General features: G+C 63.2%; 14 protein-coding genes. 8 read left to right on the top strand and 6 right to left on the bottom strand.

Annotation, left to right across the window (positions count from 1 at the left end; all coding sequences use genetic code 11):
• Positions 1-7 precede the first annotated feature (7 nt).
• Positions 8-1,105, bottom strand: a complete 1,098-nt coding sequence (locus D8W71_RS20420; protein WP_201265147.1) for a ferredoxin reductase — start codon at positions 1,103-1,105, stop codon at positions 8-10.
• 270 nt (positions 1,106-1,375) lie between these two features.
• Here D8W71_RS20420 and D8W71_RS20415 point away from each other — a divergent pair, with 270 nt between their 5' ends.
• Entirely contained in the window at positions 1,376-2,383 is a 1,008-nt protein-coding gene (locus tag D8W71_RS20415; protein ID WP_121116040.1) for an alcohol dehydrogenase catalytic domain-containing protein, read from the top strand.
• Positions 2,384-2,434: 51 nt separating this feature from the next.
• Here the strand turns inward: D8W71_RS20415 and D8W71_RS20410 are convergent, their stop codons facing one another.
• Complete coding sequence (locus tag D8W71_RS20410; protein WP_121116038.1) at positions 2,435-3,454, bottom strand: LLM class flavin-dependent oxidoreductase; 1,020 nt, start codon at positions 3,452-3,454, stop codon at positions 2,435-2,437.
• Positions 3,455-3,578: 124 nt separating this feature from the next.
• On the opposite strand from D8W71_RS20410, the gene D8W71_RS20405 reads away from it, so the two are divergent.
• Complete coding sequence (locus tag D8W71_RS20405; protein WP_121116036.1) at positions 3,579-4,379, top strand: alpha/beta fold hydrolase; 801 nt, start codon at positions 3,579-3,581, stop codon at positions 4,377-4,379.
• Positions 4,376-5,554, top strand: a complete 1,179-nt coding sequence (locus tag D8W71_RS20400) for a PP2C family protein-serine/threonine phosphatase (protein ID WP_121116034.1) — start codon at positions 4,376-4,378, stop codon at positions 5,552-5,554. The genes D8W71_RS20405 and D8W71_RS20400 overlap by 4 nt, the downstream gene beginning before the upstream one ends.
• On the opposite strand, the gene D8W71_RS20395 is transcribed toward D8W71_RS20400, so the two are convergent.
• Together D8W71_RS20395 and D8W71_RS20390 are read right to left on the bottom strand one after the other, a co-directional pair.
• On the bottom strand, positions 5,551-6,660 hold the full coding sequence (locus D8W71_RS20395) for a glycosyltransferase (protein WP_121116032.1): 1,110 nt from the start codon (positions 6,658-6,660) through the stop codon (positions 5,551-5,553). The two genes, D8W71_RS20400 and D8W71_RS20395, sit on opposite strands and share 4 nt — an antisense overlap.
• A 181-nt stretch (positions 6,661-6,841) precedes the next feature.
• Positions 6,842-7,327: an SDR family NAD(P)-dependent oxidoreductase gene (locus D8W71_RS20390; protein WP_236077524.1), complete on the bottom strand. Its 486-nt coding sequence runs from the start codon at positions 7,325-7,327 to the stop codon at positions 6,842-6,844.
• A gap of 75 nt (positions 7,328-7,402) precedes the next feature.
• Here D8W71_RS20390 and D8W71_RS20385 point away from each other — a divergent pair, with 75 nt between their 5' ends.
• Positions 7,403-8,035, top strand: coding sequence for an MSMEG_1061 family FMN-dependent PPOX-type flavoprotein (locus D8W71_RS20385; RefSeq protein WP_121116030.1), 633 nt, complete (start codon positions 7,403-7,405; stop codon positions 8,033-8,035).
• A gap of 12 nt (positions 8,036-8,047) precedes the next feature.
• On the opposite strand, the gene D8W71_RS20380 is transcribed toward D8W71_RS20385, so the two are convergent.
• Both D8W71_RS20380 and D8W71_RS20375 read right to left on the bottom strand, forming a co-directional pair.
• On the bottom strand, positions 8,048-8,695 hold the full coding sequence (locus tag D8W71_RS20380; protein WP_121119660.1) for a TetR/AcrR family transcriptional regulator: 648 nt from the start codon (positions 8,693-8,695) through the stop codon (positions 8,048-8,050).
• A 49-nt stretch (positions 8,696-8,744) separates the two neighbouring features.
• Complete coding sequence (locus D8W71_RS20375) at positions 8,745-10,247, bottom strand: PucR family transcriptional regulator (RefSeq protein ID WP_236077523.1); 1,503 nt, start codon at positions 10,245-10,247, stop codon at positions 8,745-8,747.
• Between the two features lie 148 nt (positions 10,248-10,395).
• Between D8W71_RS20375 and D8W71_RS20370 the strand changes: the two genes are divergently transcribed.
• The 4 genes from D8W71_RS20370 to D8W71_RS20355 are packed head-to-tail and all read left to right on the top strand — an operon-like array spanning position 10,396 to position 15,397.
• The gene (locus D8W71_RS20370; RefSeq protein WP_121116028.1) at positions 10,396-11,262 is read left to right on the top strand and encodes an FAD binding domain-containing protein; all 867 of its coding nucleotides are present in this window, start codon (positions 10,396-10,398) and stop codon (positions 11,260-11,262) included.
• 3 nt (positions 11,263-11,265) lie between these two features.
• Positions 11,266-11,739 (top strand): (2Fe-2S)-binding protein, encoded by a 474-nt coding sequence (locus tag D8W71_RS20365; RefSeq protein WP_121116026.1) that lies wholly within the window; start codon positions 11,266-11,268, stop codon positions 11,737-11,739.
• Positions 11,736-13,091 carry an 8-oxoguanine deaminase gene (locus D8W71_RS20360; RefSeq protein WP_201265146.1) on the top strand — a complete coding sequence of 452 codons (1,356 nt, stop codon included), beginning with the start codon at positions 11,736-11,738 and terminating at the stop codon, positions 13,089-13,091. The genes D8W71_RS20365 and D8W71_RS20360 overlap by 4 nt, the downstream gene beginning before the upstream one ends.
• Entirely contained in the window at positions 13,088-15,397 is a 2,310-nt protein-coding gene (locus D8W71_RS20355; protein WP_236077522.1) for a xanthine dehydrogenase family protein molybdopterin-binding subunit, read from the top strand. The genes D8W71_RS20360 and D8W71_RS20355 overlap by 4 nt, the downstream gene beginning before the upstream one ends.
• Positions 15,398-15,493 lie beyond the last annotated feature (96 nt).

Genomic DNA, 15,493 nt, shown 5'->3' with positions numbered 1-15,493 from the left:
CTTTGGTTCATAGCTCTATCTCGATGTCGCCCTCTGCCGTATTCACGCAGATGCGCACCGCTTGCCCGGTCGGTTCGGAGACGTCTCCGTTTCGAAGGTCTCTCAATCTCCCGGACCTCAACGTGCCTACGCAGGTGTGACAGATACCGATCCGGCACCCAAATGTCAGGTCCAGACCCGCCTGCTCGCCTGCGTCGAGAATGGTGGTGCCCCCGTCGCACTCCACGTCCTTCTCGCTGTTCACGAACTTGACCGTGCCACCTTCTCCAGCCTCAGAGTTCCCGCCGATGACCGGTTGGAAACTTTCGTGGTGGAATCGGTCGAAGTCACCCTGGTCTTTCCAATACGACTTCAGGTCGTCCAGGTGCTCACCAGGGCCCGAACAGAACGCATCCCGTTCACGCCAGTCCGGAACCAACGCGTCCAATTCCGATGCCTTCATCCGGCCTTCGTCGCTGGTGATCCGCACCTCCAGCCGCAGGCCGTCGTGCTTTGCTTCGAGTTCCTCCAGCGTGTCGGCGAACATCAGCTGCTCACGGCGATGCACGGAGTGCACCACCACGATGTCGGACACTTGATCCTGGTGATCGAGACTGCGCAACATACTGATGATCGGAGTGATGCCACTACCTGCGCTGATGAACACCATCTTCGGGGGAATCGGGCTCGGCAGTGTGAACTCGCCCTCGACCTCGCTCAGCCGGACGATGTCGCCAGTCCGGATGGTTCCCACCAGGTACGGAGAGACCGTGCCCTCGGGGACCAGCTTCGGACTTACGCTGACGAGGCCGTCGACCGGGTCTGGGTCCGACGTCAGGGAGTACGCCCGCCAGTGGTAACGCCCGTCGATCAGAACGCCTAAGCGAACGTACTGACCGGGAGTGTGCCCAGCCCACTCGAACCCGGGGCGGATGAAAACCGACACCGCATCCGAGCCCTCGGGCGCGACCCGAACCACCTGACCGCGCAACTCCCGTGTCGTCCACAAAGGGTTGATCATCGACAGGTAATCGTCGGGTCTCAGTGGATTGAACAACATACGAACAGCGCGCAGCGCTGTTCTTCGAATGAATGAAACCTGGGGCTTGGCCCCCCGCTCTGCCACGAGAGAAACGTAACCGGCACGCGGTCGGCTTCGTGTGAAAATCGGCGAAATTGCATCGAATAATTTTGGGATACAAGCAGATTCGGCGAATCGCGTCGCTTACCAAGGCATGAGTATGCGTGAGCGCCCGGCGCCCAGGTTCGAGGTTACCCGTCGGTAGGAACCTCAAACATATACGAGAATCCCCGTCGTCGCAGTGCATGGGCCCCAGTGGCGGTGTTCGCGGCCCTACCGATCGAGCGTCGAGAGCCTGGACGGCAGGATGAGGGTATGAGGGCAGCGATCTACGAGACGTTCGGCGGCACTATCGACATCCGCGAGATAGCCGATCCGCGGTGTCCTCCGCACGGAGTCGTCGTCGACGTGGCCGCGACGGGCCTGTGTCGAAGTGACTGGCATGGTTGGCTCGGACACGACTCCGGCATCCCGCTTCCCAATGTCCCCGGACACGAACTGGCCGGAACGGTGGCCGAAGTCGGTGCTGCCGTACGACATTGGTCCGTCGGTGCCCGCGTTACCGTTCCGTTCGTCAACGCCTGCGGCGTCTGTGCCCCCTGTCTGCGTGGTGATCACCAGGTATGCAACGCTCAGACTCAACCAGGATTCACCCACCACGGGTCGTTCGCAGAACGAGTCGCACTCGACCACGCCGACGTCAACCTGGTGTCGCTTCCTGACGAGATCGACTTCGATACTGCGGCGGGGCTCGGATGCCGCTTTGCCACTGCATATCGAGCTGTGGTGCAGGTAGCCGACGTTCGTGCAGGCGAGGTGGTGGCTGTGCACGGCTGCGGGGGAGTCGGGCTCTCCGTTGTGATGATTGCTGCGTCCCGTGGTGCGCACGTGATCGCTGTCGACCCGGCGTTGTCCAGTCGTGAACTGGCGCGCACGCTCGGCGCCACCGAGGCGTGCATCGACGCCCGCGAAGTGCACGACGTCGACGTATCGTTCGACGCCTTCGGCGCAGCCCCGACGATGCGCGCATCCATTGAATGTCTTCGTCCGCGCGGGCGACACATCCAGGTGGGACTGTTGGGCGAGAACGGGTTGCCCGAGGTAGACATGGCCCGCGTCATTGCGAAGGAGTTGCAAATATCGGGCAGTCACGGAATGTCGGCACTGAGTTATCCGGCGATGCTGGCCGAGATCGGATCCGGAGCACTTCGTCCCCAGCTCTTGGTGCTCGAAACGATCGGCCTCGAGGAGGCGGCGGCACGTCTCATGAGGCTCGGCGAGTCAGGAGCCGGCGCAGGCGGCGTCACTGTCGTGCATCCCTAGGTTCGAACACGATCGGCGCCGTCGCAGTGGCCTGCGACGGCCCCGAAGGGCTCAGCGCCAGCCGAGAGCTGGGGCCACCTCGGTCAGAAGTGACTCCATCACGTGTGCGCAGTACTCGACCCCGAGCTGGTTCGGCACTGTGAGAAGAACAGTGTCCGCTGCAGCGATGGCTTCGTCAGCCGCCAATTCCTCGATGAGGCGGTCAGGTTCCCCGGCGTAGGACTTTCCGAATCGCGCGAGCCCGCCGTCGATGTACCCGACCTGATCCTCGCCACCGGACTGACGGCCGAAGTAGGCGCGGTCGAGGTCGTTCACGATTGGGAAGATGCTCCGGCTGACGGAGACTCGTGGCTCGTGCGCGTGTTGCTCATCGGCCCATGTCTTGCGGAAACGCTCGATCTGCTCGGCCTGCAACTGGTGGAACGGAACGCCCGTGTCCTCGGTCAGCAGCGTCGAACTCATCAGGTTCATTCCCTGCCGCGCCGTCCACTCCGCCGTCTCGCGGTTGCCCGCTCCCCACCAGATCCGCTCCCTCAGCCCCGCGGAATGAGGCTCCAGACGCAGCAACCCCGGTGGATTCGGGAACATCGGTCGAGGATTGGGGGTTGCGAAGCCTTTACCTTCGAGCAGATCGAGGAACGTGCGTGTGTGCTCGCGGGCCATCTCGGCGTGGTCGGATCCGTCCTTGGGGGTGTAGCCGAAGTACTTGTAGCCTTCGATGACTTGTTCGGGCGATCCGCGGCTGATTCCGAGTTGCAGTCTGCCGCCCGAGATGAGGTCGGCAGATCCGGCGTCCTCGGTCATGTAGTACGGGTTCTCGTAGCGCATGTCGATCACGCCGGTCCCGATTTCGATGGAGCTGGTTTTCGCGCCGATGGCGGCCAGCAGTGGAAACGGTGACGATAGCTGATTGGCGAAATGGTGCACGCGGTAGTACGCGCCGTCAGCGCCCAGCTCCTCCGCGGCCACCGCCAGATCGATCGACTGTAGGAGCACATCCGATGCCGACCGCGTCTGCGACTGCGGCGATGGTGTCCAGTGACCGAACGACAGGAACCCAACCTTTTTCATTGTCGCTTCAACAACGCGACGGAGTGCGGTATTCCGCCCGCAAAGTCGATCCGCTCGGATATGGACCGCGCGGATTGTCGACTCGCGGAACAGTCCGGCTTGTCGTGGGTGAGAGACTGTGCCGGTGGACGTGCGAGCAAGGAATAACGTGACGATCGTCGGTACCGAGGATGGACCGACGATCATGCTCGCGCACGGATTCGGTTGCGACCAGAATCTGTGGAGGGCCGTGACTGCACTGCTGACCCCGACGTGCCGAGTCGTGTTGTTCGACCACGTGGGAGCAGGTGCTTCCGACGTGTCGGGCTGGGACGAAGCGGCTTACTCGTCGCTCGAGACGTACGCCGATGATGTCGTCGAGATCGTGCTCGGTCTCGAACTGCAGAACGTCGTCTTCGTCGGACACTCTGTTGCATCGATGATCGGCGTCCTCGCTGCAGTGAGGAGACCCGACCTGTTCGCCGGCCTCGTACTGCTCACGCCGTCACCCCGGTACATCGACGACGGTGACTACCACGGTGGTTTCAGTGCCGCGGACATCGACGAATTACTCGAATCGCTGGACAGCAACTATCTGGGCTGGTCACGCGTGATGGCGCCGAGAATCATGGGAAACCCCGATCGCCCCGAACTGGGCGAGGGGTTGACCGAGAGCTTTTGCCGCACTGATCCGTCCTGTGCACGAGCTTTTGCCCGAGCGACCTTCCTGTCGGACAATCGTTCCGACCTCGCGCATGTTGTCACTCCAACGCTGGTAATCGAGTGCGCTCGCGATTCGCTCGCCCCTCGCGAGGTGGGGCGCTACGTTCATGAACACATCGAGGGCAGCACTATCGTCACGCTCGACGCGACTGGTCACTGCCCTCAGGTGAGTCACCCGGGCATCACTGCTCGTGCCATTCTGTCGTTCGTCGGCGCCTCGTGAACGATCAGGACCCACTCCTCCAGGACACCGCGGAGGACCTCTACGAGTTCGCGCCGTGCGGATATCTCTCGACCTGGCCCGACGGGCGAATAGCGAAGGTCAATGCCACGCTGCTGAAGTGGCTGGAATACGAGCGCCAGGACGTCCTGGGTCGTCGATTCTCGGATCTACTCACCGGCGGCGGAAGAATTCACTACGAAACGCATTTCGCCCCTCTGCTGCTGACCGCCGGCTCCATCGACAGCGCAGCGCTCGATTTCCTCGATGCGCACGGGAACAGACTGCCCGTGTTCATCACCGCCAATACCAGGACCGGTCCGGACGGCGCGCCTGCGTTCATCCGAATCACAGCGCTCGATGCACGTGAACGTCGTTCGTACGAGCGGGAGTTGATCTCCGAACGTCGTCGCGCAGAGCTCGAACGCGAGCGAGTGCAGGTGCTCGCCAGCACCCTGCAGCGATCGTTGTTGCCGCCGTCGTTATCGCCGCCTGCGGGAGTCGATGCCGACGCCTACTATCACTTCGCATCCGCCTTCGACGTCGGAGGGGACTTCTACGACCTGTTTCCGTTGACCGACGATCGGTGGGGATTCTTCCTCGGCGACGTCTGCGGCAAAGGTCCCGAAGCGGCCGTGGTCACGTCCTCCACCAGATACACACTGCGTGCTGCGGCCGTGTACGACAGGGATCCGATCGCGGTGCTCCACAAATTGAATTCGCTTCTGCTGCAGGAGTTCGCCAGCGAGTCCAAGTTCTGCACCGTCCTTTTCGGCGTCATCACACTCGTGGACGGCGGGCTCGACGTCGACATTGCGAGCGGTGGGCATCCGCCGGCCCTGCTGCTCCGAGCCGACGGTACCGCGCAGTACCTCGACACTCGCGGAGGTCAACTCGTCGGAATACTTCCCGAGCCTCATTTCGTCGCGACGCACGTCCGGCTCGCACCGGGGGACACCGTCGTGCTGTATTCCGACGGGCTGACCGAGGCGAGAACAGGCGTCGGCCGAGCGCGGTACGACGACACGGGGGCGCTGCTGGATTTCGCTGTCGCTCACGCCCCGTCGACGACGAGTGACATCGTCGCAGCACTCAAATCCTTGATGGAGAGCTTCGGCAGCGGGCTGGAGGACGATGCCGCCATCATGGCGTTCGGTCTCCCACACGAAGACCCCTAGAGAACGGCATCGACGACTTCCTGCATTCGCGAACGGAAATGCTCGCGTGAAAATCCTTCCGCCCACGAGCGAATTTCGGCTCGGTCGAAGTCCTTCGGACTGAACGACCGCATCGCGGTGGCGAAACCGTCGATGATCTCCTCGTCGGTACCGGGTGCCACGTGTAGACCGGTCTTTCCGGGCACCACCGTGTCGATGGCACCGCCCTCGCCGAGGGCGATCACCGGCGTACCGGTTGCCATGGACTCGACGGGCACGATGCCGAAGTCCTCGATCCCCGGCATCAGTAGCGCCCGCGCCTTGCGGTGCAGTTCGAGCAGATGCTCGTGCGAGACTCGGCCGAGGAACGTCGTCTTGGGGCCGGCGAGTTCGCGACAGGCGTCCATGGCGCGGCCGTCCCCGGCGACGACGAGAGGAACGTCTGCCGCCGCCGCTGCCCGGACGGCGATGTCAGGTCTTTTGTACGGAACCAAGCGCCCGGCGAGCAGGAAGAAATCCTCACGCTCGACGGACGCGTCGGGGGTGAACCCGTCGAGGTCGACGGGCGGGTGCACTACGAGCGCATCGTGGCGGTCCCACCAATCGGAAATTCGCTGCGCAACTGCCGTCGAGTTGGCTACGACCGTGGTCAGCTTCGGTGCGGCCGAGGTTTCGCAACGTCGTGCCACCGCGGACAGTGCAGTCAAGATTGCGGCGCCTGCCTTGCCTCCGCCTTCGCCGGCCCGGAGTTCGGGGTCCCACGCCCAGCGGGCGGGGCTGTGGACGTACGCGACAACTGGGGCCTCGGTGGCGAACACTGCCTGCGTCGCGAAAGCATGGTGGCTGACGACCACAGCGTCGTAGTTCTGCAACTTCATGTGTCGGAACGCCAGCGGAACCATGGGAAGTACGGGGGCGTACGAGCGTTGGCCGATCGCGTTGTAGACCTCGTTCAACCACGTAGTCCGTACGTCCTTCGATATGCCCGTCGGAACACCCTCCGGACGTGCGATCGGCGCGAAGACATCTGCCCGTGGCCAGTGAAGTGCCAGCTGCTCCATCACGTGCTCGGAGCCCGCGACCTCGGTGAATCGCTCGTGGACCAGGGCGAGTTTGTCATCCGGCATTGCTCTCGAGCTCCGTGTTCTGTGTGGTCGGTTGGGGAGCTGACGGCCGGTTGCGCCCCTCGAACTGTCGGGGGAGGTACGCGCGTCGTCCGAAACGCAGTCTATCCCGACCTGCCTGTTACTGGCCGCCCGCGATTCGAATCGTGGTCCCGGTCGCGTACGACGCGTCTGGGGACAACAATCATGCAACCGCGCCCGCGATCTCGGTCGGATTTCCCGCGCGTTGCATCGGAATCATGTCGGCGACCTTCGAAGGTCGGTCCGCATCTCGGTGGAACTCGGTCCAGATGACTCCCGGGGCAACAGCGTTCACACGAATGTTTCTCGTCGCCAGTTCCTTCGACAACCCGATCGTGAGCGCCTCCACGCCAGCTTTGGCGGCGGCGTAATGGACGTACATGTTCGGACTGCCGAGAGTGGCTGCCGCAGAAGAGATGTTGACGATCGACCCGCCGCCGGACTCGGTCAAGGGCTCGATCGAGTACTTGATGGATGCAAGGACGCCGACGAGGTCGAGGTCTATGTCTGCTCGTATCGCGCTGAGTTCGTTGTCGATCAGCGGCCCCACTGCACTAGCGGCCCCTGCATTGGTGACCAGACCGGTGAGAGAACCCGCGGCTCCGATCCCGCGGCTACCTCCTGTCACTACGGTGAGGGGAGGAGGCATGGCACCCACTGTGCCAGAGGCCGGCGTCGAAATTCTCCAGCGACGCTCGGACTCACTCTTGCTAGGGTCCTTGCTGTGGCATGGGAAGAAATTCTTCACGACGACGAGCTGACCGCTATGTTCGGCACGCCGAGTTACCGGGCGGCCAACAAGGATCGATCGTCGTTGCACGCTATGGATGTCCAGTGGTTGTCGCAGTCGCCCTTCTGTCTGATCGGCACCGCGGATACCGAGGGACGCTGCGATGTTTCGCCGAAGGGTGATCCGGCCGGTCAGCTGGTGCACATTCTCGATGACAAGACCGTCGCGATCGCCGAACGCCCCGGCAACAAGCGCATGGACGGATACCGGAATGTGTTGAAGAACCCGTTCGTCGGGATCAACTTCTTCATCCCCGGTCGAGGCGACACATTGCGCATCAACGGCGGCGCGCGGTTGATCAAGGATGCGCCGTTCTTCGACGACATGCAGGTGAAGGGTCATCGGCCGATTCTGTGTCTCGTCGTCGACGTCGAGCAGGTCTTCTTCCACTGCGCCAAGGCGTTCATGCGATCACGGTTGTGGGAACCGGAAACGTGGGACCCGACGGTGATGCCCTCCGTCGCCGTCATCACCAAGGCCGTCATGCCCGACTCGCCCGAGACGGTTGCCGATCTCGAACAGTATTACGGCCCGTCCTACGAAAAGCAGCTCTACCAACGTCAGTAGCGCTTTCTCGGGTCAGTCGACGCGTCCGAATGCGACGGCCCCGAGAATGGTGTGAGCGCTCGCGATGACACCGTCGAGGGATTCCGAGGTCGGTGCGAGCAACCATTGCTGGGTCATCATCAACACGGCGCCCACGAGTCCGACCGCCAGTGTTCGACGGTTGGGGCCCGCGAGTCCGTGTGCGGTCCCCGCCGCGTCCGCGACCGTGAGCACCACGTCGACGAACAGCGATGTCGTCTGCCGATAGAGTTCGTCTACTTCGGTCGATACGCCGAGCACTTCGAGTAGCACGATTCGGGCAGAACGCGGATCGTCCGCGACGCTCCGAAAGAAGTTCGACAATGCCGCTTGCAGTACGGCCTCCGGCGACTGGGTCTCATGTGTTGCAGGCGCCTGCACGCCGGCGAGCATCGTCTTCGTGGCGCGCAAGTACACCGCCTTCAGCAGATCCTCGCTGCTCTCGAAGGACTCGTAGAAGTAGCGTTTGGTGAGACCGGCCGTCGAGCACAGTCGATCGATCGACGCAGACCGGTACCCGGTCGTTCCGAAGATCTCGACCGCGGCGTCGAGCAGCTTCTCCCGACGTTCGTCCCGCCGTTGCACCGGCGACGATCCGCGGTACGGGCGGCCGCGGGCGTAGCCGGTCTCGGAAGTACTCACCACACGATCTTGACACTGATCGGTATCAGATGGGAAGCGAACCTGTCGGTCAGCTCAGCCGCAGCGCCAGATAGAACTCGACCCTGTCGTGCAGAAGAGATAGATCACGGCCGGTCAACTCCTCGACGCGCTGGATCCGGTATCGCACCGAGTTGACGTGAAGGTGCATATGCTCGGCGCACTTCGTCCACGACCCATTCGTGTCGAGAAACGCGGACAGCGTCGCGATCAAGTCGGTTCCATGAATGTCGTCGTACCGAGCGAGCGGGTCGAGCAGCCGAGACCGGAACATCAGGCGCACGTCCTCGGGTACCCCGGCGAGCAAGAGCACCAGCGTGCCGAGTTCGTCGTGGCCGACCACGTAGCGATCGTCGGTACGACGCGCGGCCAACGCTCGCGCGTGCTTCGCCTCCTCGACGGCGCTTCGCACGTCCCGCGCGGCGACCAGGCTGCTGACTCCGATCGACAGTCCGGTCTCGGACAGTCCGGGCGCGAGAACGTCGACGGCCCTGACGACGGCTGGTGTGATGTCGTCCTCGGCCGGGACGATCGCGATGACCTCACCGTCGATGATGCCGATCGCGGATTTCGCCGGTGCAGTGGTCTCGTGCACCAGTTGCCTGACCTCGCCCAGGCGCAGTACATCACCCGAGGCCGCAGCCGCGATTGCACTGTAGCGCGAGTGCACGGGAAGTCCGATGACGTGCATCTGTTGAGCGATGTCGGTCGGCGAGGCCCCATCGCACACGGCGCGCACGAATTCTTGTGCAAGGACGCCGGATCCGGTGAGTCGGTCGTCGGAGCGTGCGCGTTCGAGCGCGACGATCGAACATAGTTGTTCGGCGAGTGCCAGCCGCTCGGAATGCCATGTCTGCCAGTCGCTTCGAACGGCGACGAACCAGTCGACCACCCTAGCCGCGGAGTCGCTGTCGACTGGAAACATCGAGATCCCGTACCCGGGCGCGAAGTGTGGAAGCCTTCGCGCCGTGAGGAACTCGTGTGCGAGCGACTCGGGATCCGGTAGACCGTCAGGGCCGGCGAGCACGCGGCCCGAGGCCGCCATGATCCAACAATCCATTCCGAGCTCGGTACCGACGAGATCGAGGAGTGGCCCGATCCCACCGGGTCCTGTGCTCTCGACCAACCTCTGGTGTCGGTCGAGTACGGCTTTCAAATCCGAGGTTCGTGCGCTCGACAGCTGGCGAACCACGACCTCGGTCACCGTCGCGAACGCGACATCGGCGGGCACCCGAAACAGGGGCAGCCCGTGTTCGCGGCACGCTGCGACGAGGTCGTCGGGGACCACGCCGCCCTCGGATGCGGCGAGGGCCGCTACTCCCGCTTTCGCGATCGAACTGACGAATTTGTGTGAGTCGCCGGGTTCGGCCCGCCACATGAGACCGGTGAGCACCAACTCACCTCCGGTCAGGTATCGACTCGGATCCAACATGTCAGTGGTGACGACCCATCGGATCGTCGGGTCGAAGTGCTCGGGTGCCACCACTTGATGCAGCTTCAACTCGGCCAAACCCAGCAAATCGTGCAGCCTCACTGCCCATCTACCTCGCTCTTTGTAGGAACATCCAGAACCTACACTGTGATCGCCGTCATAGTTCGTCGTTCCTGTCCCTCGTTCGGGAAAGCCTGCGCAGCTGTACTGGATGCACACCCCAGCACCGACACTTTGGAGCCACGGCATCATGGACTTTCTACGGCCGCAGAACTGGGCCGACGCGTTGGCAATCAAGTCCGACGACGTCGACGCCGTTCCGATCCAGGGCGGTACCGACGTCATGGTCGAGATGAACTTCGACATACATCGGCCCACCGCGCTTCTCGACCTGAATCCGATTCGCGAGCTCACTCGGTGGGAGTGCTTGCCCGACGGCACCTTGCGGGTCGGTGCGGGCGTTCCGTACGTGCGCATCATCTCCGAGCTCGGGAACCGGCTACCCGGTATCGCGCAGGCATCGAGGACGGTCGGGTCGCCACAGATTCGAAACCGTGGCACGGTCGGCGGCAACCTGGGAGGCGCGTCGCCTGCCGGTGACCTGCATGCTCCGCTTCTCGCCGCCGATGCCGTGATCGAGGTCGAGTCCGCACGCCGCGGAGTCCGGATGATTCCAGCGACCGAGTTCTACGTCGGCGTCAAGCGGAACTCGTGTGAACCGGACGAGTTGATTCGCGCCTTTCACGTGTCTCCTGCGGCCGGGCCCCAGTACTTCTCGAAGATCGGCACCCGCAACGCGATGGTGATCGCGGTCTGTTCGTTCTCCATCGCGCTCTTCCCCGAGCAGCAGCGTGTCGGGACCGGACTCGGCTCCGCTGCGCCGACGCCTCGGCGGGCTTATGCTGCCGAGGAGTTCCTCGCCGCAGAACTCGACTGGTCCGGTCCGCTCGACGACCGGGTCGCCGCGCGATTCGGTGAGCTGGTTTCGGAAGCGGCGCGCCCCATCGACGATGTTCGCGGTACTGCGGATTACCGCCGCCACGCACTGGCAGTCATGGCGAAACGGACCCTTGGTTGGGCCTGGAAAGATCTCGGCGACAAAGGAAAGGCGGCATAGATCATGCGCGTCAATTGCACGGTCAACGGCAAAGAACTCGAAGCCGACGACGTCTGGGAGGGTGAGAGCCTGCTGTATCTCCTTCGGGAACGAATGGGATTGCCAGGATCGAAGAATGCATGCGAACAGGGCGAATGCGGTTCTTGCACCGTGTATCTCGACGGAATTCCCGCCTGCGCATGCCTCGTCGCTGCCGGGCAGGTCGAAGGCCGTCGGGTCCGGACGGTCGAAGGTCTCGCACAGGGTGAGAAGTTGGATCCGATGCAGGAAGCCTTCGTCGAATGCGGCGCTGTGCAATGTGGCTTCTGCACGCCGGGGCTCGTCGTTCAGGCGCACGACCTGATCGAACGAGTGCCCAACCCCTCCGATGCGGAGATCCGCGAATCGCTCGCCGGCAACCTGTGCCGTTGCACCGGATACGAAAAGATCCTCGACGCAGTACGTCTCGCTGCAACTCGAAAGGCCGAATCCCGATGACTCGTCAGATCATCCACAACGCGTACATCGCACCTATCGTCGGACACGAGATACCGCGTGGATACGTCGCGATCGAGGACGGGATCATTTCGGCACTCGGATCCGGTGACGCGCCTGCGCTCGAGGGGGCCGAGGTGATCGACGCCAGGGGTGGTCTCCTGACTCCCGGTCTGGTCAATACTCACCACCATCTGTATCAGTGGGCCTCACAGGGACTGGCCAAGGACAACACGTTGTTCGAATGGCTCGTTGCCCTGTACAAGCCGTGGTCGAAGATGGATGCCGAGGTCGTCGGCGGTGCTGCCGCCGCAGGTCTTGCCTGGTTGGCGAAGTCCGGATGTACGACGACGACCGATCATCACTACATCTTTCCGAAGGGTCGCGGTGATCTGTTCGCCGCAGAGATCGACGCCGCTCGTCGTATCGGCGTTCGCTTCCAGCCCTGCCGTGGGTCGATGGACCGAGGAGTGTCCGACGGCGGTCTGCCCCCGGACGAGGTCGTGGAAAGTCTCGACGACATCCTCACTGCCACCTCGGATGCGATCGACATCTACCACGACAGTTCGTTCGGATCGATGCTGCGCATCGCCGTAGCACCGTGCTCGCCGTTCTCGATCAGCAAGGACCTGCTCGTCGAGTCCGCAGCACTGGCGCGGAGCAAAGGCGTGCGGTTGCACACGCACCTCGCGGAAACTCTGGACGAGGAAGAGCACTGCATCGCTCAGATGGGCTGCACCCCTGTCGAATACATGGAACAGGTCGGGTGGCTCGGCGACGACGTATGGTTCGCCCACGCTGTACATCTGCACGACTCCGATATCGCGAAAATGGCCGCCACCGGAACCGGCGCAGCTCACTGCCCGAGCTCCAATGCACGCCTGGGTGCAGGAATTGCTCGGATATCGGATCTCCTTGCGGCGGGCGCACCCGTCGGCCTCGGCGTCGACGGCAGCGCCTCGGCCGAGATGGTGCCTCTCGCCGGAGAGATTCGTCAGGCGATGTACATGCAGCGCGCGAAGTTCGGTCCGACCGCACTCACGGCGCGTCAGGCGTTGGAAATCGGAACTCTAGGCGGCGCAACGGTACTCGGCCGCCAGGACGAGATCGGATCCATCGAGGTGGGCAAGGTCGCCGATCTGGCTCTGTGGAAGACCGATGGCTTCTATTCCGCCGTCGACGACCCGATCGTGGCCTTCGCCTACGGGCAGACTCCGCCGTTGGCCCGCCTCCTGGTCGGTGGCCGCACCATCGTCGAAGACGACGTACTGGTGAGTGCACCTCAGGATGCAGTGGCGCAGGAAGGCGTCGACGCGCACCGTCGGCTCATGACATTGGCGGAGGACGTCCTGTGACTACACCGACGAGGGCACCCGAGGACATCGCGGCCCCCGGCCGGGGCCGGGTGGGCGACAGTCCGCTTCGTCCCGACGGCACGCTGAAGGTCAAGGGAGAGTTCGCGTACTCCTCCGACCTGTTCATCGACGGAATGCTGTGGGGCGCCACACTTCGCAGCCCGCACCCGCGTGCCCGCATCGTTTCGGTCGACATCTCGAAAGCTCTTGCGGTGCCGGGCGTCGAAGCCGTTCTGACACACGAGGACGTGCCGGGGCGCAAGTGCTTCGGACTCGATCACACCTGGGATCAACCGGTTCTGGCGTTCGACGAGGTGCGGCACGAGGGTGAACCGATCGCCCTGATCGCAGCAGATCATCCCGAGACCGCGCGCAGGGCGATGGAGAAGATTCTCGTCGAGTACGAGGTGATGGAACCTCTTACCGACGCTCGACGTGCGGCGTTGGACCCGACCTATCCCAAGGTTCAGCAGCGTGGAGGCGTGGCGCGCCACCAGCCGGTACGGGTGGGTGATGTTGCCAGGGCTCGGGCGGTCGCCGAGGTCGTAGTGCAGAGCGAATTCTCCGTCGGTATTCAGGACCAGGCTTTCCTCGGACCAGAATCGGGTCTTGCGATCCCAGGCGAAGACGGCGGAATCGATCTCTACGTCGCCACACAATGGATGCACAACGACCTCGAACAGATCGGGCCGTGCCTCGGTCTGCCGAAAGAGAAAATCCGGATGACTCTCGCAGGAGTCGGCGGCGCATTCGGTGGGCGCGAGGACCTGTCCATGCAGATCCATGCGGCGATGTTGGCCATGCATACCGGCAAGCCGGTCAAGATCGTCTACAACCGATACGAATCCTTCTTCGGTCACGTGCATCGCCACCCGGCGCAGATGCACTACGAGTACGGCGCAACTCGCGACGGAAAGCTGCTCTACGCCGATGTGGAGATCATCCTCGACGGTGGTGCTTACACCTCGGCGACGCTCAACGTCGTCGGGAACGCCGCATCGCTCGGGGTCGGACCGTACATCATTCCGAACATCGAGATCGATGCCTACGGTGTCTACACCAACAATCCACCGTGCGGAGCGATGCGCGGATTCGGCGCCGTACAAGCATGTTTCGCCTACGAGTCGATGATGGACAAGCTCGGCGAGGCCTGCGGAATCGGCCCGATCGAGATCCGGCAGATCAACGCGGTGAGCCAGGGATCGATTCTGGCAACCGGCCAGGTAATCGAGGCGCCTGCTCCACTCGCAGAGATGCTTGCCAGGGCCGAGGCGATGGAACTGCCCGCCCCGCTCGATGCGTCGGACATCCGTAATCTTCCGGGTGGCGCGTCGCAGACAACCCACGGCGAAGGCGTCGTACGCGGTATCGGGTACGGCGTGGGCATCAAGAACATCTGCTTTTCGGAGAACTACGACGACTACTCGACGGCTCGTGTACGACTCGAAGTGATCGGCGGTGAGGCAACAGCATTGGTGCACACCGCCGCGGCCGAAGTAGGCCAGGGCCTGGTGACATTGGAAGCTCAGATCGCGCGGACCGAACTCGGGGTGACCAAGGTGGTCATCGCGCCGGCGGACACGAAGGTCGGCAACGCAGGCTCCTCCTCGGCATCACGCCAGTCCTACATGACCGGCGGTGCAGTGAAAGCCGCGTGCGAAGCAGTCCGTGAAGCTGTGTTCGTTCTTGCGGGTCTGTACGTGGGACGGGCAACAGCGGACCTCAGTCTCGACGGCGGCAAGATCGTCTCGCCCGATGGCGTTCTTGCCACGATCGAGGACGTTCTGGGCGAACGGGTCATCGAGCAGACCCGCGAATTCCACCACCGGCCTACCAGCGGAATGGATCCGGTCACCGGCCAGGGTGCGAGCCACACCCAGTTGGCGCTGTGTGTGCACCGCGCAGTGGTGGATGTCGACGTCGAGCTGGGATTGGTGAAGGTCGTCGAAATGGCGGCTGTTCAAGACGTCGGGAAGATTCTCAACAGGCTTTCCTTGGAGGGCCAAATTCACGGCGGATCGGCGCAAGGACTCGGCCTCGCGGTCATGGAGGAGATCGTCGTCAAGGACGGTCTCGTGAAGAACCCGTCGTTCACCGATTACCTCATTCCAACGATCCTGGACATGCCGCCGATGAAGCTCGACATACTCGAGAACGCAGACCCGCTCGCGCCCTACGGTCTTCGCGGTGCAGGCGAGCCACCGACACTTTCCTCCACACCGGCTGTCGTCGCCGCGATCCGCGACGCCACCGGACTGGCTCTCATGCGCGTCCCTATCCGCCCCGAACACATCGTGGGCAGCTGATCCATCTCATCCAGGCCGACCAAATGCACCCTCTCGTGCCAACTCCCCGGGTATGCGAGTGAAGTCTTTTCTCGGCCATCACAGCCCTGGGAGGGC

The sequence above is a fragment of the Rhodococcus sp. P1Y genome (genome assembly GCF_003641205.1).
Classification (GTDB): domain Bacteria; phylum Actinomycetota; class Actinomycetes; order Mycobacteriales; family Mycobacteriaceae; genus Rhodococcoides.
This window is presented reverse-complemented; position numbering and strand designations above follow the sequence as displayed.